This window comes from Verrucosispora sp. FIM060022, from assembly GCF_003977705.1.
GTDB lineage: Bacteria > Actinomycetota > Actinomycetes > Mycobacteriales > Micromonosporaceae > Micromonospora > Micromonospora gifhornensis.
In genome coordinates, this window is sequence record NZ_RQIV01000010.1 from 53,939 (window position 1) to 73,206 (window position 19,268).

General features: G+C 71.4%; 19 protein-coding genes, 2 pseudogenes and 1 riboswitch. Of the genes and pseudogenes, 16 read left to right on the forward strand and 5 right to left on the reverse strand.

The features are described 5' to 3' along the window. Positions 1-36: 36 nt before the first annotated feature. The 10 genes and pseudogenes from EG812_RS23470 to EG812_RS23505 all read left to right on the forward strand — a co-directional run bounded on the left by EG812_RS23470 (position 37) and on the right by EG812_RS23505 (position 8,563). The gene (locus tag EG812_RS23470) at positions 37-396 is read left to right on the forward strand and encodes a histidine triad nucleotide-binding protein (protein ID WP_013735391.1); all 360 of its coding nucleotides are present in this window, start codon (positions 37-39) and stop codon (positions 394-396) included. Next, the gene (locus EG812_RS23475) at positions 393-1,781 is read left to right on the forward strand and encodes a serine hydrolase domain-containing protein (protein WP_013735390.1); all 1,389 of its coding nucleotides are present in this window, start codon (positions 393-395) and stop codon (positions 1,779-1,781) included. Before EG812_RS23470 ends, EG812_RS23475 begins: the two co-directional genes overlap by 4 nt. A gap of 186 nt (positions 1,782-1,967) precedes the next feature. After that, positions 1,968-2,714 (forward strand): annotated as a pseudogene (locus EG812_RS29745) (PhoH family protein); the annotation flags it as partial. Positions 2,715-3,107: 393 nt separating this feature from the next. Then, positions 3,108-3,455, forward strand: a pseudogene (locus EG812_RS29750) (LAGLIDADG family homing endonuclease); the annotation flags it as partial. A 213-nt stretch (positions 3,456-3,668) separates the two neighbouring features. Beyond that, on the forward strand, positions 3,669-4,097 hold the full coding sequence (locus tag EG812_RS29755; protein ID WP_269764268.1) for a PhoH family protein: 429 nt from the start codon (positions 3,669-3,671) through the stop codon (positions 4,095-4,097). A 15-nt stretch (positions 4,098-4,112) separates the two neighbouring features. After that, positions 4,113-4,586 carry an rRNA maturation RNase YbeY gene (ybeY, locus tag EG812_RS23485; RefSeq protein WP_013735388.1) on the forward strand — a complete coding sequence of 158 codons (474 nt, stop codon included), beginning with the start codon at positions 4,113-4,115 and terminating at the stop codon, positions 4,584-4,586. Beyond that, positions 4,562-5,968 (forward strand): hemolysin family protein, encoded by a 1,407-nt coding sequence (locus EG812_RS23490; protein ID WP_193386335.1) that lies wholly within the window; start codon positions 4,562-4,564, stop codon positions 5,966-5,968. Before ybeY ends, EG812_RS23490 begins: the two co-directional genes overlap by 25 nt. After that, positions 5,961-6,338: a cytidine deaminase-like protein gene (locus tag EG812_RS23495; protein ID WP_013735386.1), complete on the forward strand. Its 378-nt coding sequence runs from the start codon at positions 5,961-5,963 to the stop codon at positions 6,336-6,338. Before EG812_RS23490 ends, EG812_RS23495 begins: the two co-directional genes overlap by 8 nt. Beyond that, positions 6,335-7,234: a GTPase Era gene (gene era, locus EG812_RS23500; protein WP_013735385.1), complete on the forward strand. Its 900-nt coding sequence runs from the start codon at positions 6,335-6,337 to the stop codon at positions 7,232-7,234. The genes EG812_RS23495 and era overlap by 4 nt, the downstream gene beginning before the upstream one ends. Positions 7,235-7,393: 159 nt before the next feature. Further along, on the forward strand, positions 7,394-8,563 hold the full coding sequence (locus EG812_RS23505; protein WP_126712778.1) for an acyltransferase family protein: 1,170 nt from the start codon (positions 7,394-7,396) through the stop codon (positions 8,561-8,563). Here EG812_RS23505 and EG812_RS23510 read toward each other — a convergent pair. Beyond that, on the reverse strand, positions 8,550-9,377 hold the full coding sequence (locus EG812_RS23510) for a DUF4097 family beta strand repeat-containing protein (protein ID WP_081476192.1): 828 nt from the start codon (positions 9,375-9,377) through the stop codon (positions 8,550-8,552). The two genes, EG812_RS23505 and EG812_RS23510, sit on opposite strands and share 14 nt — an antisense overlap. A gap of 126 nt (positions 9,378-9,503) precedes the next feature. Between EG812_RS23510 and recO the strand changes: the two genes are divergently transcribed. The 3 genes from recO (at position 9,504) to EG812_RS23525 (ending at position 11,376) form a co-directional block, all read left to right on the forward strand. Next, entirely contained in the window at positions 9,504-10,316 is an 813-nt protein-coding gene (gene recO, locus EG812_RS23515) for a DNA repair protein RecO (protein ID WP_013735382.1), read from the forward strand. A 32-nt stretch (positions 10,317-10,348) separates the two neighbouring features. Next, positions 10,349-11,125 (forward strand): isoprenyl transferase, encoded by a 777-nt coding sequence (locus EG812_RS23520; RefSeq protein WP_193386334.1) that lies wholly within the window; start codon positions 10,349-10,351, stop codon positions 11,123-11,125. 65 nt (positions 11,126-11,190) lie between these two features. Further along, on the forward strand, positions 11,191-11,376 hold the full coding sequence (locus tag EG812_RS23525) for a hypothetical protein (protein WP_013735380.1): 186 nt from the start codon (positions 11,191-11,193) through the stop codon (positions 11,374-11,376). Between the two features lie 85 nt (positions 11,377-11,461). On the opposite strand, the gene gnd is transcribed toward EG812_RS23525, so the two are convergent. From gnd to EG812_RS23545, 4 genes are all read right to left on the reverse strand, one after another. Beyond that, positions 11,462-12,907: an NADP-dependent phosphogluconate dehydrogenase gene (gene gnd, locus EG812_RS23530; RefSeq protein ID WP_013735379.1), complete on the reverse strand. Its 1,446-nt coding sequence runs from the start codon at positions 12,905-12,907 to the stop codon at positions 11,462-11,464. A gap of 230 nt (positions 12,908-13,137) precedes the next feature. Then, the gene (locus tag EG812_RS23535; RefSeq protein WP_126712780.1) at positions 13,138-13,938 is read right to left on the reverse strand and encodes an energy-coupling factor transporter transmembrane component T family protein; all 801 of its coding nucleotides are present in this window, start codon (positions 13,936-13,938) and stop codon (positions 13,138-13,140) included. Then, on the reverse strand, positions 13,935-15,506 hold the full coding sequence (locus EG812_RS23540; RefSeq protein ID WP_126712865.1) for an ABC transporter ATP-binding protein: 1,572 nt from the start codon (positions 15,504-15,506) through the stop codon (positions 13,935-13,937). The genes EG812_RS23535 and EG812_RS23540 overlap by 4 nt, the downstream gene beginning before the upstream one ends. Positions 15,507-15,640: 134 nt before the next feature. Continuing rightward, entirely contained in the window at positions 15,641-16,231 is a 591-nt protein-coding gene (locus EG812_RS23545; protein ID WP_013735376.1) for an ECF transporter S component, read from the reverse strand. 70 nt (positions 16,232-16,301) lie between these two features. Beyond that, positions 16,302-16,407: riboswitch (TPP riboswitch) on the reverse strand. A gap of 321 nt (positions 16,408-16,728) precedes the next feature. Here EG812_RS23545 and EG812_RS23550 point away from each other — a divergent pair. The 3 genes from EG812_RS23550 to EG812_RS23560 are packed head-to-tail and all read left to right on the forward strand — an operon-like array spanning position 16,729 to position 19,249. Continuing rightward, positions 16,729-17,670: a permease gene (locus EG812_RS23550; RefSeq protein ID WP_199743935.1), complete on the forward strand. Its 942-nt coding sequence runs from the start codon at positions 16,729-16,731 to the stop codon at positions 17,668-17,670. Then, a complete protein-coding gene (locus EG812_RS23555; RefSeq protein WP_013735374.1) occupies positions 17,667-18,392 on the forward strand; it encodes a TIGR03943 family putative permease subunit in 726 nt (241 codons plus the stop codon). The genes EG812_RS23550 and EG812_RS23555 overlap by 4 nt, the downstream gene beginning before the upstream one ends. A 26-nt stretch (positions 18,393-18,418) precedes the next feature. After that, entirely contained in the window at positions 18,419-19,249 is an 831-nt protein-coding gene (locus tag EG812_RS23560) for an alpha/beta fold hydrolase (RefSeq protein WP_013735373.1), read from the forward strand. The last annotated feature ends 19 nt before the right edge of the window (positions 19,250-19,268 follow it).

The following is a 19,268-nucleotide window of genomic DNA, read 5'->3' on the forward strand; positions in this document are numbered from 1 at the left end:
AGGCGTTAAGCAGGGGCCCTTCCTTACACTGCCCGGGTGAGTACTGACTGTCTGTTCTGCCGGATCGTCGCCGGGGAGATCCCGGCCACGGTGGTCCGCGAGACCCCCACCACGCTCGCCTTCCGGGACATCGACCCGAAGGCGCCGGTGCACGTGCTGGTCATCCCCAAGGAGCACTACGCCGACGTGGCCACCCTCGGCCAGGGTGACCCGGCGTTGGCCGGTGAGGTGCTCGCCACGGCCGCCGCGGTGGCCGAGGACGAGGGGCTGCTCGGCGACGGCTTCCGGCTGATGTTCAACACCGGCCCGTACGGTGGCCAGGAGGTCTTCCACGCGCACGCGCACGTGCTGGGTGGTGCGCCGCTCGGACCGATGCTGGCCCGGAGCATGGCGTGAGTTCGGCCGCCGGCCGTACCGCAGCCGCCCAGCACCTCGAACGGCTGGTGCGGCGGGTCCAGGCGCAGGCTCGGGTGCCGGCGGTCTCGGCCGCCGTGCACCGGGCCGACCGGGCGCTGTGGACGTGCACGGTCGGCGGCACCGGCAACGACACCGCGCTTGACGAACAGACCCGGTTCCGGATCGGGTCGGTGACCAAGACCTTCACCGCCGTACTGGTCATGCAGTGTCGCGACGACGGGCTGCTCGACCTCGACGATCGGTTGGACCGGCACCTCGACCTGCCGGCGCACGGCGAGTTGACCGTACGCCGGCTGCTGTCGCACACCGCGGGCCTGCAACGCGAGCCGTACGGCGACGTCTGGGACACGCTTCAGGTGCCCGACGTCGACCGGCTGGTCGCCGAACTGGACCGGGCCGAGCGGGTGTTGCCGCCCGGCCGGCGGTTCCACTACTCCAACCTCGGCATGGCGCTGCTCGGCCGGCTGGTCGGGCAGGTACGCGCAAGCACCTGGGCCGAGGTGCTGACCGAGCGGGTGCTGACTCCGCTCGGACTGACCAGCACCACGGTTTCGCCAGGCCCCCGGGCGGCCACCGGTTACCTGGTCGACGCGTACTCCGACGAGGCGCATGCGGAGCCGCCGAGCGACTTCGGTGCCGTCGGCCCGGCCGCCCAGCTCTGGAGCACGGCCACCGACATGGCGCGCTGGGCTGCCTTCCTGGCCGACCCGGCGGCGATGGACGCGACCGGCCGGGTACTCAGCCCGACCACCTGTGAGGAGATGCGCTGGCCGGTCACGGTCACCGACGAGGCGCTCTGGAACGCCGGGTTCGGCCTCGGCCTGATCCTGGTGCCGCAGGGCGACCGGGTGGTGCACGTCGGGCACGACGGCGCCATGCCCGGGTTCCTGGCCGGGGCGTACGGCCGCCGGGGCGGCGAGGGCACACCTGCCGCCTTCGGGGCTGCCGTGCTGGGCTCCTCGGGCACCTCGGCGGAGCTGCTGGAGCTGCCGCACCGGCTGCTCGCCGCCGCCGCCGAACACGACCCGGCCGAGATCACCCCGTGGCGACCCGGCGAGCCGGCCCCCGCCCAGCTGCGTGGGCTGCTCGGCCGCTGGTGGGGCGAGGGTTTCCAGTACGTGTTCAGTTGGCGGGACGCGACCCTGCAGGCCCGGGGCGCGGACGATCCGCCGGGCAAGCCGCCGGCGGTCTTCGCGCCGCTACCGGATCGGCCGGACGTGTTCCGTACGGTCGCCGGGCGGGAGGTCGGCGAGTTGCTCCGGCTGACCCGCGACAGCGACGGGGTGGTGGTCCGGATGCACTGGGCGACCTACCGGTTCACCCGGCACCAGGAGGCCTTCGACGGGTACGACTTCCGGGCCTGACCCGCCCGGACCGCCACGCCTTTTGTGCCGGTTCGTCCGCTCGTGTACGCCTGTATCGTGCCAGCGGAATTGGGCAGCGTGTCCGCGCGGGCGACCCGATACGATGGAGGTAACGTCAGCACGCCGTGGCGCCACGCCCGGCACCGAGATCGAGAGCAGGTGGCGCAGGGCCCCTTGGCCCGACCTATGACCGGCACCCCACCTCCCGGCCCACCCCGGGTGCAGACCAGGATCACCGTCCCCGACTCGAAGATCATGGTGAACCTGCTCGGCGCGGGTGACGAGATCCTGCGACTGGTCGAGCGCTCGGTGAACAGCGACGTGCACGTACGGGGCAACGAGATCACCATCACCGGCGCGCCCGCCGACAATGCCCTCGCCGAGCGGATCTTCAGCGAGCTGCTCGAACTCATCGAGAAAGGCGAGACCCTGACCACAGATGCTGTCCGGCGTACCGTCGGCATGCTCGAACAGGGTGGCACGGAACGACCCGCCGAGGTGCTCACCCTCAACATCCTCTCCCGGCGCGGGCGCACCATCCGGCCCAAGACGCTCGGGCAGAAGCGCTACGTCGACGCGATCGACGCGCACACCATCGTCTTCGGCATCGGCCCGGCCGGTACCGGCAAGACCTACCTCGCCATGGCCAAGGCCGTCCAGGCGTTGCAGGCCAAGCAGATCAACCGGATCATCCTGACCCGGCCCGCCGTCGAGGCGGGGGAGCGGCTGGGCTTCCTGCCCGGCACGCTCAACGAGAAGATCGACCCGTACCTGCGCCCGCTCTACGACGCGCTGCACGACATGCTCGACCCGGAGACGATCCCGAAGCTGATGGCGGCGGGCACGATCGAGGTCGCCCCGCTGGCGTACATGAGGGGCCGGGCCCAACCGTACGACGCGCGGGTTCTCACGCCTCAAGGGTTCAAGCGGTTCGGGTCGCTTCGGATCGGTGACCTGGTCATCGGCTCGAACGGCAGGCCGACCCCGGTGATCGGCATCTACCCACAGGGGCCCAAGCAGGTCTACCGGGTCACCACCGGAGACGGGGCCTCCACCCTGTGCTGCGGCGAACACCTCTGGACAGTCGCTACCGCCGAGGACAAGCGACGCGGATGCCGGCGCACGCTCGAGACGCAGGAGATGATCGGCCAGGAGTGGCGGGGCCACACCCGCCGGTACGAGCTGCCGGTCGTGGCGCCCGTGCAGATGGAGCCGCAGGACGTCCCACTCGACCCTTACGCGCTCGGGCTGCTGCTCGGCGACGGCGCCATCTCGTGCCAGACGACGCCAGGGTTCAGCACCGCGGACCCGGAACTCGCCCGCGCGATGGAGGATGCGCTCGCCGACATCGAACTCGTCCGCAAGAGCGAGTACGACTACGTGCTGCGGCACGTCAACGGGCAGCGGGGCGGGGTGATCGTCGCGAACCCGGTGACAGTCGCGCTCCGTGAGCTGGGCCTGGCCGGGACCAGGTCGGGCACCAAGTTCGTGCCCGAGGTCTACCAGCGCAACAGCCTCGACGTTCGGTTGGCTGTCCTTCAGGGGTTGCTGGACAGCGACGGGGGGCCGGTCGTGCAGGCCGGACGCACCTGCCGGGTGCAGTACGCGACCACCTCCGCCCAACTGCGAGACGACGTCATCTACCTGGTCCAGTCGCTGGGTGGGGTCGCGACGTGGCGCGGCCGCGCGGCCGAGGGTCGGCCGCCCGGTCGGGCGAAGGGCCGCCCGGTCCCGTACCGGTCCGACGCGTACGTCGTGGAGATCCGCCTGCCCGAGGAGATTCCGCCGTTCCGGCTGGCTCGCAAACGCCAGCGGTACGAGGAGTACGGTGGCGGGCGGCCGATGCGGTTCATCGACTCGATCATCCCGGCCGGGGTGCAGGAGACGATGTGCATCCAGGTGGCGGCGGAGGACTCGCTCTATGTCACCGACCATTTCCTGGTGACGCACAACACGCTCAACGACGCGTTCATCATTCTCGACGAGGCGCAGAACACCACGCCCGAGCAGATGAAGATGTTCCTCACCCGGCTCGGCTTCGGCTCGAAGATCGTGGTGACCGGTGACGTCACCCAGGTCGACCTGCCCGGTGGGACGACAAGCGGCCTTCGGGTCGTCCGGGAGATCCTGGCCGGCGTCGAGGACGTGCACTTCGCGCAGCTGTCCAGCGCCGACGTGGTACGCCACCGACTGGTGGGTGAGATCGTCGACGCGTACGCCCGCTGGGACGCCGAGCGGGAGAACCAGCAGGCGCAGGCCGTGCACGCGGTGCCGGGGCGCAACGCCCAGGGCAACCGCGCCGGTCGGCGCCGCTAGACCGAGGGAAGACAGTTGTCCATCGAGATCGCCAACGAGTCGGGTGTCGCCGTCGACACCGACGCCGTGCTGGCCGTCGCCCGGCACGCACTCGACGAGATGGGGGTCAACCCCCTCGCCGAGCTGTCCGTGCTGCTTGTCGACGTCGGCTACATGACCGAGCTGAACCATCGCTGGATGGGCGGCGACGGCCCGACCGACGTGCTCGCCTTCCCCATGGACGAGGGCAGCATCGACCACGGGCCGGGTGAGAACGCGGCCGTCGGCGGCGAGCCGGCGCTGCTCGGTGACATCGTGCTCTGCCCGGAGGTGGCGGCGAAGCAGGCTGCCACCGCGGGCCACAGCGCCGACGACGAGCTGCACCTGCTCACCGTGCACGGCGTCCTGCACCTGCTCGGCTACGACCACGCGGAGCCGGAGGAGGAGCGGGAGATGTTCGGGCTCCAGGCCCGGTTGTTGTCGAGCTGGCGGTCGACCCGCACCCGGTGATGGATACCTCGCTGGCCGCGTCCGCCACCGGCCTTCCCGACCTGCAACTACTCGCCTTCGCCGCCGGGCTGGTGGTGCTCGGCGGTCTCATCGCGATGACCGAGGCCGCCCTGGCCGCGGTCTCGCCGGCTCGGGCCGCCGAGCTGGCCCGGGAGGGTGCCCGGGGCGCGCCCACCCTCCAACTGGTCGCCGGTGACGTGGTCCGCCACCTCAACCTGCTGCTCCTGCTGCGGCTGCTCGCCGAGCTGACCGCCACCACGCTTGTGGCACTGGTCGCGGTGGACACCTTCGGTGCGGGCTGGCGGGCGGCGCTGGTCACCGCCGGGGCGATGACCGTGGTCAGCTTCGTCGTGGTGGGTGTGGGTCCGCGCACCATCGGGCGGCAGCACGCGTACGCCGTGGCCCGCTTCGCCGCGCCGCTGGTGCGCTGGCTCGGACGGGCGCTCAACCCCCTCGCATCGCTGCTGATCCTGATCGGCAACGCGGTCACGCCGGGTCGCGGGTTCCGGGAAGGACCCTTCGCCACCCAGGTCGAGCTGCGGGAACTGGTCGACCTCGCCGAGCAGCGGGGCGTCGTCGAACACGGCGAACGGCAGATGATCCACTCGGTCTTCGCGCTCGGTGACACCATCGCCCGCGAGGTCATGGTGCCGCGTACCGAGATGGTGTGGATCGAGTCGACCAAGACGCTGGCGCAGGCGTTGGCGCTGTTCCTGCGTTCCGGCTTCTCCCGCATCCCGGTGATCGGCGAGAGCGTCGACGACGTGCTCGGTGTGCTCTACCTCAAGGACCTCATCCGGCGTACCCAGGGTGGCGCCGCCGAGGACCGTCAGCTGCCGGTGGCCGAGCTGATGCGCCCGGCCACCTTCGTGCCGGACTCCAAGCCCGTCGACGACCTGCTGTCGGAGATGCAGGCCGCCCGCAACCATCTGGTGATCGTCGTGGACGAGTACGGCGGCACCGGCGGGCTGGTCACCATCGAGGACATCCTGGAGGAGATCGTCGGCGAGATCACCGACGAGTACGACGTCGAGCGTCCGCCGATCGAGCAGCTGCCCGACGGTGCGGTGCGGGTCACCGCCCGACTGCCGGTCGAGGATCTCGGCGAGCTGTTCGACACCGAGTTGCCGCACGACGAGGTGGAGACCGTCGGCGGCCTGCTCGCCCAGTGCCTCGGCCGGGTGCCGATCCCCGGAGCGGAGGTCGAGGTGGCCGGGCTGCAACTGCTCGCCGAGGGCACCACCGGCCGACGCAACCGGATCGACACGGTGCTGGTGCGCCGGGTCGAGCCGACCGACACCCAGGACAACCCGGGCGGTGGGCCGACCGCCTCCCGGGGCGACACCGATCGATCAGAGGAGAGGCAACCCGCCGATGCCTGAGTCACCTGCCGTACCAGCCGCCGTACCCGCCGGCTCCGAGCTCAGCGCCGAGGACGGCAAGCTGGTGATCCTGGCCCGGGGGGCGCGCGGCCGGGTGGGCGCCGTGGAGGGTGCCGCGGTACGCGACCAGGACGGTCGGACGTACGCGGCGGCCAGCGTGTCGCTGCCCTCGTTGACGATCACCGCGCTGCAGTTGGCGGTCGCCTCGGCGGCGGCGGCGGGTGCCACCCGGTTGGAGGCCGCCGCCGTGGTCACCGAGGCCTCCACTCTCGACGGTGCGGGGTACGCGGCCGTCCGCGACCTGTCCGCCGATGCACCGGTGCACGTGGCCGCGCCGGACGGCACGGTGCTCGGCACGGTGACCGAGTGAGCGCCGCGCCGACGCCGCGCGCCTACCGGGCGGGCTTCGCCTGCTTCGTCGGTCGACCGAATGCCGGCAAGTCGACGCTGACCAACGCGATCGTCGGGCAGAAGATCGCGATCACCTCGAACAAGCCGCAGACCACCCGGCACATCATCCGGGCGGTGCTGCACCGGCCGGATTCGCAGCTCGTGCTGGTGGACACGCCGGGTCTGCACCGGCCGCGTACCCTGCTCGGCGAGCGGCTCAACGACCTGGTCCGGCAGACCTGGAGCGAGGTCGACGTGATCGGCCTGTGCATCCCCGCCGACGAGCCGATCGGCCGTGGCGACCGGTTCATCACCGGCGAGCTGGCCGAGTTGAAGGCGACAGTGCTGGCGGTGGTCACCAAGACCGACCTGGTGGACAAGAAGCGGCTGGCCGAGCAGTTGCTGGCGGTCAGCGAGCTGGGCGAGTTCGCCGAGGTGGTGCCGGTCAGCGCGGTCGCCGGGCACCAGGTGGACACGCTCGTCGAGGTGATGACGCGGTATCTGCCCGAGTCTCCGCAGCTCTATCCCGACGACATGCTCACCGACGACCCGGAGCAGGTGCTTGTCGCGGAGCTGGTCCGGGAGGCCGCCCTGGAGGGTGTCCGGGATGAGCTGCCGCACTCCATCGCGGTGGTGGTCGAGGAGATGATCCCCGAGGGGCAGCTGACGAAGATCTACGCCGATCTGTACGTCGAGCGGCCCAGTCAGAAGGCGATCGTCATCGGGCACCGGGGCAGTCGGCTCAAGGCGGTGGGCACCGCCGCGCGGCGGCAGATCGAGGAGTTGCTGGGCACCCGGGTCTATCTCGACCTGCATGTGCGGGTGGCCAAGGACTGGCAACGCGACCCCAAGCAGCTGCGCAAACTCGGCTTCTGACAGCGCCGGTAATCCGGACTTCTCGCGCTGCATCTGACTGATCGGTACCGGTCAGGCATATGGGAAGGTTCACTATCTGGTCGGGCCTCTGGGCGTTTCCACCGCCCACCCCGGAGGGTAGAGAGACGTACCTATGCCCCCGGATACAGATGCAGGCTGATGCGAAATCGATACCTGGACCTGCTGCGCTTCCTGGCCATCGTGCGAGTCGTCGTCTACCACGTCACCGGTTGGGCGTCGCTGACCCTGCTGTTCCCGGCGATGTCGGTGATGTTCGCGCTGGCCGGGTCGTTGATGGCGACCTCGCTGCTCAGGTCCGGTCCCACCGCGGTCGGCCGTCGGCTGCGCCGGCTGCTGCCGTCGCTGTGGGTGCTGGCCGGGATCTTCGTACCGGCGATGCTGCTGACCGGGTTGCCGCTGACACCGAAGGTGCTGCTCTGGCTCTTCCCGGTCGCCGATCCACCGGCGAACTACTGGGGCGCGTTGGCGCTGAGCCCGATCTGGTACCTGCGGGACTACCTGTGGTTCGTGCTCGCCTCACCGGTCGCACTCTGGCTGTTCCGGCGTTATCCACTGCCCACCCTGCTCGCCCCGTACTGCCTGCTGTTGGCGATCGAGTTGGGCATCTACCCGAACGCCCCCGGCGTGCTGCGGGAGTTCGGGCTCTACTTCGGTGCCTGGCTGCTCGGCTTCGCCCACCAGGCGGGGATGCTGCGCCGCCTGGCGAACCGGGTGCTGGTGCCGACCGTGCTCGCCCTCGCGGCGACCGGTGGTGCCTGGCTGCTGGCCCATCCCGGGCCGCGCGGCTACGACCTGAACGACAACCCGCTCGGCAACGCCCTCTGGTCGGCCGCGTTCATCCTGGTGGCGCTGGGACGGGCCCCGTCGAGTGCGGACTGGGTCGACCGTAACCACGTGTTCGGTCGCGCGGTGACCGTGCTGAACCGCCGGGCGTTGACCGTCTACCTGTGGCACATGGCGTTCGTGGTGGCGCTCACCCCGCTGGTGGACGTGGTCGGCTGGTCGCATCAGGACCTGCTGGGCCTGGCGATCCGGGTGATGCTGGTCTTCCTGCTGGTGGGGGTGGTGACCGCACTTGTCGGCTGGGTCGAGGACGTCGCGGCGGGGCGCCCGCCCGAGTTGATCCCCGGCGGACGCCGTCACGCCGTTCCGGCCGCCCGCCGGCACGCGGAATCCCGCCGCGGTGTCGAGGCCGACCGGACCGCCGAGCCCGGCGAGACGGCCGTACCGGGTCAGCGTGACCGGGAGACCGAACCCCGGGAGGACGCGGTGTCGGGTCGGCGGGGCCGGGACGTCACCGGGTCATGAGGGAGATGTCGCCGCTGCCCGTTCGCACGTCGAGCACCAGAGCGGCGGTCGGGTCGTTCGGTACGCTCACGTCGACCGAACCGGAACCGGCCTCCGACCGGATCTGGTAGCTGCCGGCGGGTACCCGCAGCTCGACGTTGCCGCTCGACGCGTGCGCGCGGGCCGAGGCGGGAGCGTCCAACTCGACCGTCACGTTGCCCGACGAGGCCTGTGCGTCCACCTCCCCGCGCAGCCGGGTGGCGGTGATGTCTCCGGAGCCGGTCCGCAGCACCACGGTGGACGTCAGGTCGTACACCTCGATCTCGCCGGAGCCGCTCTCCACCCGGACCGGGCCGGCGGCACCGACCACCCGGACGTCGCCGGAACCGACCGTCACCTCGACCTGTCCCACCCAGCTCAGGTCGATGTTGCCCGAACCGGTCTCGCCCTCGACCCGGACCCCCTCGCCCGCGACCACCTCGTAGGAGACGCTGCACCGGCGTCCGCACGAGGTGTCGAGCACCAGTTCGGTGCCCTTGATCTCGTACGTGATGCCCGGCTCGTCACCCTGGTACCGCACCACCCGCTTGATGCGGATCCGGTCCGGTTCGCCGTCGGCGCGGATCACCACGTCACCGGCGCCCGGCAGCAGGCGGATGGTGCTGATCCGGGCCTCCTCGGTGGTGTCGAAGTCGAGCCGACGGAAGGAAAGGTTGTTGCAGCCGGCCAGGACGGTCAGGGCGATCGCCGCGGCGATCACCGTGCCGACCCGACGGACCGGGGTACGCCGAGCAGGACGAGCAGGTCGAGGGGGGATGGTCCGGTGTGCAGCCATGCCGAGCACGCTAACGCCGGTGCTGGTGGGGGCACATCCGGGTCAGTGGCCCCCGATACCCGGAGCGGACCCTGAAATCCGACCCGGGGTGCCGACGGGTGTCCGGCCGCGAGGGAGAATGACGCGATGGCCGGATACCGCCGACAGCTCTACCGCGACGACGCGGTGGTGTTACGCGTACAGAAGCTCGGCGAGTCCGACCGGATCGTCACCCTGCTCACCCGGCGGCACGGCCGGCTGCGTGCGGTCGCCCGAGGCGTACGCCGGACGACCTCCAAGTTCGGTGCCCGGTTGGAGCCGTTCGGCCACGTCGACCTGCAACTCGCCGGTGACCCCAAGGGCGAGTTGGGCAGTTCCCTGCACACCGTCAGCCAGGTCGAGGGGATCGACCTGTACGGCAAGCGGTTCCTCGGTGACTATCCCCGCTACACGGCGGCCAGCGCGATCGCCGAGACCGCCGAGCGGCTCACTCCCGTCGAGCGGGAACCGTCGTTGCGGCTGTTCCAGCTCACCCTGGGTGCGCTGCGGGCCCTCGCCCAGGGCGAACACGCCATTACCCTGGTGCTCGACGCCTACCTGCTGCGGGGCATGGCCCTGGCCGGCTGGGCGCCGGCGTTGACCGCCTGCGCCGTCTGCGGCACCCCCGGCCGGCACCGGGCCTTCTCGGTGCCCGCCGGCGGCGCGGTCTGCCCGGACTGCCGTCCCCCCGGTGCCGCCCATCCCGCCCCGGCCACCATCGACCTGATGTCCGCGCTGGTCGGCGGAGACTGGCGGGTCGCCAACGCCACCGACACCGGGGTACGCCGGGAGTGCAGCGGGCTCGTCGCGGCGCACCTGCAGTGGCATCTGGAGCGCACGCTACGCTCGCTGCCGCTGGTCGATCGGGGTGGCCCGGCGACCACAGCGGTCCCAGAGCGTGAACAGGGGAGAGCCGAGTGATCCGATCCATCAGGGCCGGCCGGCGCGAGCCGGTGCCGCCGACCCCGCACCCGTCGGGTGCCCGGCCGCCGGCGCTGCCGCCGGGGGCGGTGCCCAAGCACGTCGCCGTGGTGATGGACGGCAACGGCCGTTGGGCCAAGGAGCGTGGGCTGCCCCGCACCAAGGGACACGAGGCGGGGGAGTTCTCCCTCTTCGACACGGTCGAGGGGGCCATCGAGATGGGCATCCCCTACCTGTCGGCGTACGCCTTCTCCACCGAGAACTGGCGGCGCTCGCCGGACGAGGTCCGGTTCCTGATGGGCTTCAACCGTGACGTCATCCGTCGACGCCGGGACCAGTTGATCGACCTCGGGGTGCGGGTGGTCTGGTCCGGGCGGGCCGGGCGGCTGTGGAAGAGCGTGATCAGCGAGTTGCAGACCGCCGAGGAGATGTCGCGGGGCAACTCGACGCTGACCCTGCAGTTCTGCGTCAACTACGGCGGGCAGGCGGAGATCGCCGACGCCGCTGCCGCGATCGCCCGGGATGCGGCAGCCGGGAAGCTCGACCCGGCGAAGGTGACCGAGAAGACCGTCGCGCGCTACCTCTACCACCCCGAGGTGCCCGAGGTGGACCTGTTCCTGCGGCCCTCCGGTGAGCAGCGCACCTCGAACTTCATGCTCTGGCAGAGCGCGTACGCCGAACTGGTCTTCCTGGACACGCTCTGGCCGGACTTCGACCGCCGCCACCTGTGGTACGCCTGCGAGCTGTACGCCCAGCGGGACCGCCGCTTCGGTGGCGCGCTACCCAACCCGGTGGCACCGACCACCTGAACGCATAGGGTGCGCCCGGACTGGGTACCACCGCTGGTAGCAGCCACTGACGGAGGTGAAACCACATGATCCGCAAGCGCGTTGCCCAGTGGGCGGTGATGGCCGTGGCGGTTCCGTTGGCGGCAGCGGGTGCTCGCCGGCTCAGTCACACACTGGAGTCGCGGCGCGGCCCCTCCGGGGCCAGCCGCATGCTCACCCGGGGAGCCGACCTGCTGCGCCCCCAGAAGGCCCGGCGTCGCCGCTTCTTCTGACCCCGTAACCTGACGCGCCCTGTCCCGGTGTCCCGGGGCAGGGCGCGTCAGCGTCGGCTCAGGCGTCGGCTCGACGGTGCGGTCCTCAGGCCTCGACCTCGGCGCGGTCCGGCGTGGCCCACAGGGTGTGGAAGGAACCGTCGCGATCGACCCGACGGTAGGTGTGTGCGCCGAAGTTGTCCCGCAGGCCCTGGATCAGGGCGGCGGGCAGCCGCTCGGCGCGCAGCGCGTCGAAGTAGGCCAGGGACGAGGCGAAGGCGGGCGTCGGGACACCGGCCTGCGCCGCCTCGGCCACCACCCGCCGCCAGCTGGGCACGCCGTCGCGCACGGTGTCGGCGAACCACGGTGCCACCAGCAGGGTGGGCAGCTCCGGTTGCTCGTCGTACGCCTGCTTGATCCGGTCCAGGAAGCGGGCCCGGATGATGCAGCCGCCCCGCCAGATGCGCGCCGTGCCGCCCAGGTCGATGTTCCAGTCGTACTCGGCGCTGCCGGCACGGATCTGGTCGAAGCCCTGGGCGTACGCCACGATCTTCGAGGCCAGCAGGGCCCGGCGGACGTCCTCGATGAACGCCTCGCGGTCGGTGACCTGCCACTTCTCCCCGGAGTCGGGGAAGGCCCGGACCGCGGCCTCACGCTGCCCGACGTGCCCGGACAGCGACCGGGCGAAGGTCGCCTCGGCGATGCCGGTGATCGGGATGCCCAGGTCGAGGGCGATCTGGACGGTCCATCGCCCGGTGCCCTTCTGCTCGGCCCGGTCCTGCACGACGTCCACGAACGCCTCGCCGGTGGCGGCGTCGGTGTGCGCCAGCACGTCGGCGGTGATCTCGATCAGGAACGACTCCAGCTCGCCGGTGTTCCACTCCCGGAAGATCTCCGCGAGTTCCGACGGCGTCGCGCCCAGCCCGGCCCGCAGCAGGTCGTACGCCTCGGCGATGAGCTGCATGTCGGCGTACTCGATGCCGTTGTGGACCATCTTGACGAAGTGCCCGGCACCGTCCGGCCCCACGTGCTGGCAGCACGGCTCACCGTCGACCTGCGCGGCGATCTTCTCGAAGATCGGGCCGAGCTTGCGGTACGACTCGACCGAGCCACCCGGCATGATGCTCGGCCCCCACAGCGCGCCCTCCTCACCACCGGAGACACCGGTGCCGACGAAGTGCAGGCCGTGGGCCCGCAGCGCCTCCTCCCGCCGACGGGTGTCGGCGAAGTGCGCGTTGCCGCAGTCGATGATGATGTCGCCCGCTTCGAGCAACGGCACCAACTCGTCGATCACCGCGTCGGTGGGGCCGCCCGCCTTGACCATGATGATCACTGCGCGGGGGCGCTCCAGCGCGGCGACGAAGTCCGCAAGGGACTCCGTCGGGACGAAGGTGCCCTCGTCGCCGTGCTCGGCCACCAGCGACCGGGTCCGCTCCGGCGAGCGGTTGTGCAACGCCACGGTGAACCCGTTGCGGGCCAGGTTGCGGGCCAGATTTCGACCCATCACCGCCAGCCCGGTCACACCGATCTGCGCCGTAGCCCGATCCGCCATCCTCGTCGCCACCTTCCGCGTCTGTCAGTAGTGCTGCGACGGTAGCGCGCTTCGATGCCCGCCCGCGTCATCCCCCACCCCTGGTCACCATGTGGTCGCCCCCTCTTGCGGCGACGATCATGCACTCTCGGTCGCCGTTGCGCGTAGATTATCCCCTTTGCGGGGACGGCAACTGCATGATCGACGGGAGCCAGGGGGAGGGGCGTAGGGGAGGGTGGAGGGGTGGAGGGTTAGGGGGTGAGGGGGGTGAAGGTGCCGAGGGTGATGCTGATGGTGAGGGCGGCGGCGGCCAGGGCGGGGGCGCAGATGAGCAGGAGCCAGTCGGCGGTGGAGAAGGGCTGGTGGCGGGCGAAGGTGCGCCCGGTGGTGGAGTCGAAGCCGCGGGCGTCCATGGCGACGGCGAGTCGGGTGCCCCGGCGGATCGCCCCGACCAGCAGGGTGAACGCGGTCGAGGCGAACAGTCGCAGCTTGGCCACCGGGTTGCGGCCGGCCTCCACGCCCCGTGCCCGGCGGGCCATGGCGATCATCTGCCACTCCTGGCTGAGCAGCGGTAGCAGCCGGAACGCGGCCAACGCGCCGATGGCGAACCGGGCCGGTGCCTTCGCGTTCTGCACCAGCGCGTCGGCCAGATCGGTCGGATCGGTGGTGGCGAAGACGATCACGCCGGGCAGCGCGACCGCGAACAGGCGCAGCACCAGGCCGAGGGCGGTGAGCAGCACCGACGAGGTGACCATGATCGGCCCGGCGTCGAGCAGCACCCGTCCCGACCGGTCGGCGGCGAACAGGACCAGGGTGACCAGTACGCCGCCGGCGGCGAGCAGCAACGGCCAGGCCCGACGGAGCAGCACCCGGTACCGCAGGCCGAACAACGGCAGTACTGCCAACTCCACCGCCAGGGCGATCGCCGGCGCGACCGGATCCAGCGTCGCCAGCAGCGGGAAGGCGAACAGCAGCGCCGCTGCCAGCTTGGCCACCGGGTTACGGCGGGCCAGCGGGGCGTCCGGGTGCGCGACCGGTTCGAGGTCGATCATCGTTGCCCCGCCGTCGCCGGCCCGGCATCGTCTGTCGGCGACATCCGCATCCCACCCTCGCTTCCAGCCGGCCGTCCACGATCAACGGGGCGACCGTCACCCGGCTCGCGGGTAGGCAGGTCGGGGCGGTCGCTGGGGTCGTCGCCGCGGCGCGGTACGGGCCGCAGGGTCAGGGTGCGGTCGGCCAGCGCGGCCACGAAGTCGGTGTCGTGGGTGACCGTCACCAGGCCGTGGCCGGCGTCGCGCAGTTCCGCGAAGAGGTCCACCAGCTCCCGCCAGGTCCGCCGGTCCTGCCCGAAGGTGGGCTCGTCGCAGATCACCAGCCGGGGCGCGGTGGCCAGGGCGGTCGCGACACTCAGCCGCCGCGCCTCCCCGCCGGAAAGGGTGTACGGGTTGGCCCCGACCAGCTTGTCCAGCCGCAGCCGCTGCAGCAGGTCGTCGACGCGCTGGCGGACCACCGCATCGGTGGCGCCCGTCCGGCGCGGACCCAACGCCAGTTCGTCGAAGACCGTGCTGGTGACGAACTGGTGTTCCGGATCCTGGAACACCGAGCCGATCCGGCGCGCCAGCGCGGGCGCACGCCACCGGTGCGGTGCCGTGCGGGCGTCGGCCCCGGCCAGTTCCGTGCTGCCCGACAGTCGTCCGGTGCCGGGCTTGAGCAGCCCGCCGAGCAACAACGCGAGGGTGGACTTGCCTGCGCCGTTGGGACCGAGCACGGCGAGCGCCTCACCGGCGCGTACGGTCAGGTTGGTGGGGGCCAGCCGGGGTGGCTGGCCGAGGCGGTCGGCGGTGAGCAGCACCTCGCCTGCCGGAGCGATGGCCGGGCGTGGCGGGAACTGCCGGCCCGGCACCCAGACGCCGTCGGCGGCGAGGGCGTCGCCGTGCGCGGCGAAGACGGCTTCCGGCGTACCGTCGGCCCGCACGCCGCCACCGGCTTCGAGCACGACCACCCGGTCCACCAGGGGCAGGGCATCGGCGATCCGGTGCTCGACCAGGATCAGTGTGGTGTCGCCGTCGACCGCGCGGGCGATCGCGGCGCGGATCAGGTCGGCACCGGCCGGGTCGAGGTTGGCGGTGGGCTCGTCGAGCAGCAGCAGGTCGGGGCGCAGCGCGAGCGCACCGGCCAGGGCGAGCCGCTGCTGTTCGCCGCCGGAGAGCGCCGCGGTGCGACGGTCCCGGTGGTACGGGAACCCGACCCGCTGCAACGCCTCGTCGACGCGGGGCCAGATCTGTGCTGCCGGTACGCCCCGGTTCTCCAGCCCGAACGCCACGTCGTCGCCGCTGCGGGCCATGACCAGCTGGGACTGCGGATCCTGAAAGACGATGCCGACCCGTTCGCGGACCTCGGCCGGCGGGCGACCGTCGATCTCGATGGTGCCCTCCTGCTCACCGGAGTCCTCCGGCAACAGTCCCGCCAAAGCGGCCAGCACCGTGCTCTTGCCCGCCCCGGAAGGCCCGAGCAGCAACACCCGTTCCCCTCGCCGCACCCACAGGTCCACCCCGCGCACGGCCCACGCCCGCCGCCCCGCATGCCGCCACCCGAACCCCCGCAGCCGCACCCCACCCACCCCGTACCCCCCTCCTCCCACCGTCACCCACCCACCGTCACCCACCACCCCGCCATCGCGCGTTGATCAAGACGTTTGCGTCCGAGAAATGCAGGTCGACAGACGCAAACTTCTTGATCAACAGGGGCGGGGGGTTAGACGAGGGTTTGGGTGCGGCCGGAGGGGAAGCGGGACAGGGCGCCGGTGCGTGCGAGGGAGTTGGTGAGGGCGTACGCGCCTACGCCGGCGATCGCGGCGGCGCTGAGGATGGTGAACAGCGCGTACGGGATCCGGTAGCTGACCAGTTCGTACGCGGTGTTCCAGACGAAGAAGTCGAACAGGGCGGCACCGAGGCCGGTCATCGCGCCGGCGAGCAGTGCGGTCGGCAGCCGGAACGAGCGGTAGCGGAAGGCGGCGAAGGCCAGTTCCGCGCCGAGGCCCTGGATCAGGCCCTGGACGATGGTGACGCCGCCCCACTCCGAGCCCAGCAGTGCGGAGACCGTCGCCGCGACCGCCTCGCAGAACAGCGCGGCACCCGGCTTGCGGATCACCAGGCCGCCGAGCACCGCGGGGATCAGCCAGACGCCGTACATGATGGCCTGGCTGGCCGGGAAGAAGGCGAAGGCCGGGTCAACGGCCCGCCAGAGCAGCCCCCAGGCCCAGAAGATCACACCGAAGGCGACGGCGATCACCGCAGCCACGACGATGTCGATGGTGCGCCATCGGTTGGCGGTCGGTCGAATCATGATTGCTCCCAGTCCAGTGTTCGAACCAGGTAAGACGCACGCCGCGCCCGACGGCACCGGGCCGTGGCGGGCTGGAGGTGGACCGAACTCCCTGCGCTGGCATTACCCAGATCAGGTACGGAGGGTCTGCGGGCGAACCCGCACTCTCAGCGCTGTGCGCTCCCCTGTCGGAGGTGAAGTTGTCTCGCCGACGCTAACACCTTTAAAGATCAACAGGCAATGTGATCTACGCAGGTCACGCCAGGTGCGGCCCGAGCCGCCCGTACGTCCGCCCGCCACATCCACCCGTTTCCGTGACATTCATCGACGTTGTCGGTTCCGGACGGTAATCTCAGCCCGCCAAATCTCCCAGGTGAAGAGACGACAGGGTGAGCACAGACACGGATCACGCCGTACCGGCCGACGAACCGCAGGGCCGTCCCGGCGGCGTCACCACCGAGGCGCCGGCGACCCACCCGGACGGCCCCACGCCACCCCGACGATGGCTCGGTGACCGGATCGGCTCGGTGGAGGTGCTGGCCGCGCTGCTGATCCTGCTGATCATCTTTCGGGATCCGCTGGCCGGGGCGCTTGACGATCCGCGCCTGCAGACCTGGACCACGGTGTTCGTCTCGATCATGGTGCAGGCGGTGCCGTTCCTGGTCTTCGGGGTGCTGCTCTCGGCCGTGATCGCGGTCTTCGTACCCCGGTCGTTCTGGGCCCGGGCGCTGCCCCGGCACCCGGCCCTGGCGGTGCCGGCGGCCAGCGCGGCCGGCGTGGTGCTGCCCGGCTGCGAGTGCGGGTCCGTGCCGATCGCCGGTTCGCTGATCCGCCGCGGGGTCACCCCGGCCGCCGCCCTGGCCTTCCTGCTCGCCGCACCGGCGGTCAACCCGATCGTGCTGACCGCCACCGCGGTCGCCTTCCCCGACAACCCCGAGATGGTCCTCGCCCGGGGCCTCGCCAGCCTCGTCGTGGCGATGGTGATGGGTTGGCTCTGGCTGCGTCTCGGGCGTACCGAGTGGATCAGGATGCCGCGCCGACCCGAGTTGGACGACCCCCGGCGCGGGCGGGCGTTCTGGGCCGCCGTCCGGCACGACGTCACCCACGCCGGTGGCTTCCTGGTGCTCGGCGCGATGGCCGCCGCCAGCATCAACGTCCTGGTGCCGGAACGCTGGCTGCAGACCCTCGCCGACAACGCCTGGCTGTCCATCCTGGCGCTGGCGGCACTCGCCGTGCTGCTCTCGCTCTGCTCCGAGGCGGACGCCTTCGTGGCCGCCTCGCTGTCGCAGTTCTCCCTCACGTCCCGACTGGTGTTCCTGGTGGTGGGGCCGATGGTCGATCTCAAGCTGATCTCGATGCAGGCCGGTGTCTTCGGCCGCCGGTTCGCGTTCCGGTTCGCGCCGACCACGTTCGCGGTGGCCCTGCTGATCGCCGTCGGTGTCGGGGCGGTGCTGCTGTGAACCGGCAGGCCCAGGCGGTGGTCCTGCTGCTGCTCGGCGGCGCGGTGCTGCGGGCCAGCCTCTCCGACCTCTACCTGCGCTACGTCAAGGAAGGGCTACGACCGTTCCTGATCGCCGCCGGTCTGTTGCTGGTGGTCGCGGCGATCATGACCCTCTGGTACGAGCTACGTCCGGTCCGCACCCGCTCCGACGAACCTGCCGACGACCACGACGACCACACCCACCACGAACCGCGCGTCGGCTGGCTGCTCATCCTGCCCGTGCTCGGCCTGCTGCTGGTCGCCCCGCCGGCCCTCGGCTCGTACGCGGCCAGCCAGTCCGGCACCGCGCTGAACGCCCCGCGACAGTCCGACTACCCGCCGCTGCCCGACGCCGACCCCGCGCCGGTAAGCGTCCTCGACTACGCGGCCCGGGCGTTGTTCGACCGAGGTGCCTCGATCGGCGACCGGCGGGTGCTGTTGACCGGTTTCCTCGCCACCGGCGAGGACGGCCGACCCATCCTGGCCCGCATGGTGCTGTCCTGCTGCGCGGCCGACGGACGGCCGGTCAAGCTCGGCCTCACCGGCGACGTGCCGGCCGGTCTGCCCGACGACACCTGGGTCGAGGTGATCGGCCGGTACAGCGACCGGATCGGTCGTGACCCGGTCAACGACGCCGAGATCCCCTACCTGCAGGTCGAGTCCTGGCGGCCGATACCCACCCCCAAGCAGCAGTACGACTGACCGTCCACCTCGGTAGGCTGCGGGTCATGCACATCGACGCCCGAGGTATGCGGTTCGACGTCACGGCGGGCGGCCCGGAGCACGGTGAGCCGGTGCTGCTGCTGCACGGCTTCCCGCAGCACGCGGGCGAGTGGAACGACGTGACGCCGACCCTGCACGTGGCCGGTCTGCGCACCTACGCGGTCAACCAGCGTGGCTACTCGCCGGGCGCCCGACCGACCGAAGTCGAGGCGTACCGGTTGACGGAGCTGGTCGCCGACGCGGCCGCCGTGCTGGACGCCCTCGGCGTCGACTCCGCCCACGTGGTGGGGCACGACTGGGGTGCCGTGGTGGCCTGGGCGCTGGCCGCCGAGCATCCGGAGCGGGTCCGCACGCTGACCGCCGTCTCCGTGCCGCATCCGGCCGCCATGGCGTACGCGCTCAGCGAGGATTCGCAGCAGAAGGCGCGCTCGGCGTACATGCTGCTGTTCCGCCGGCCCGGGGTGGCCGAGAAGACGCTGCTGGCCCTGGGGGCCCGCGGGTTGCGCCGGATGTTGCGCGGCGTCGGCGACGCGGCGCGGGTGTCGGCGTACGCCGAACCGATGCGCGAGCCCGGCGCGTTGACCGCGGCGCTGAACTGGTACCGGGCGATGTCCTGGACGGACCTGGCGGCCACCGGCCCGTCGCGGGTGCCGACCACCTTCGTGTGGAGTGACCGGGACGTGGCGATCGGGCGTACGGCTGCCGAAGCCTGCGTCAAACATGTGCAGGGGGACTACCGGTTCGTCGAGATCGCCGGGGTCAGCCACTGGATTCCGGACGAGGTGCCGACGCGGCTGGCCGAGGCGATCGTGGCCCGGGTGCGCTCCGCGGCCTGAGCCCGGCGTCGATGGTGCC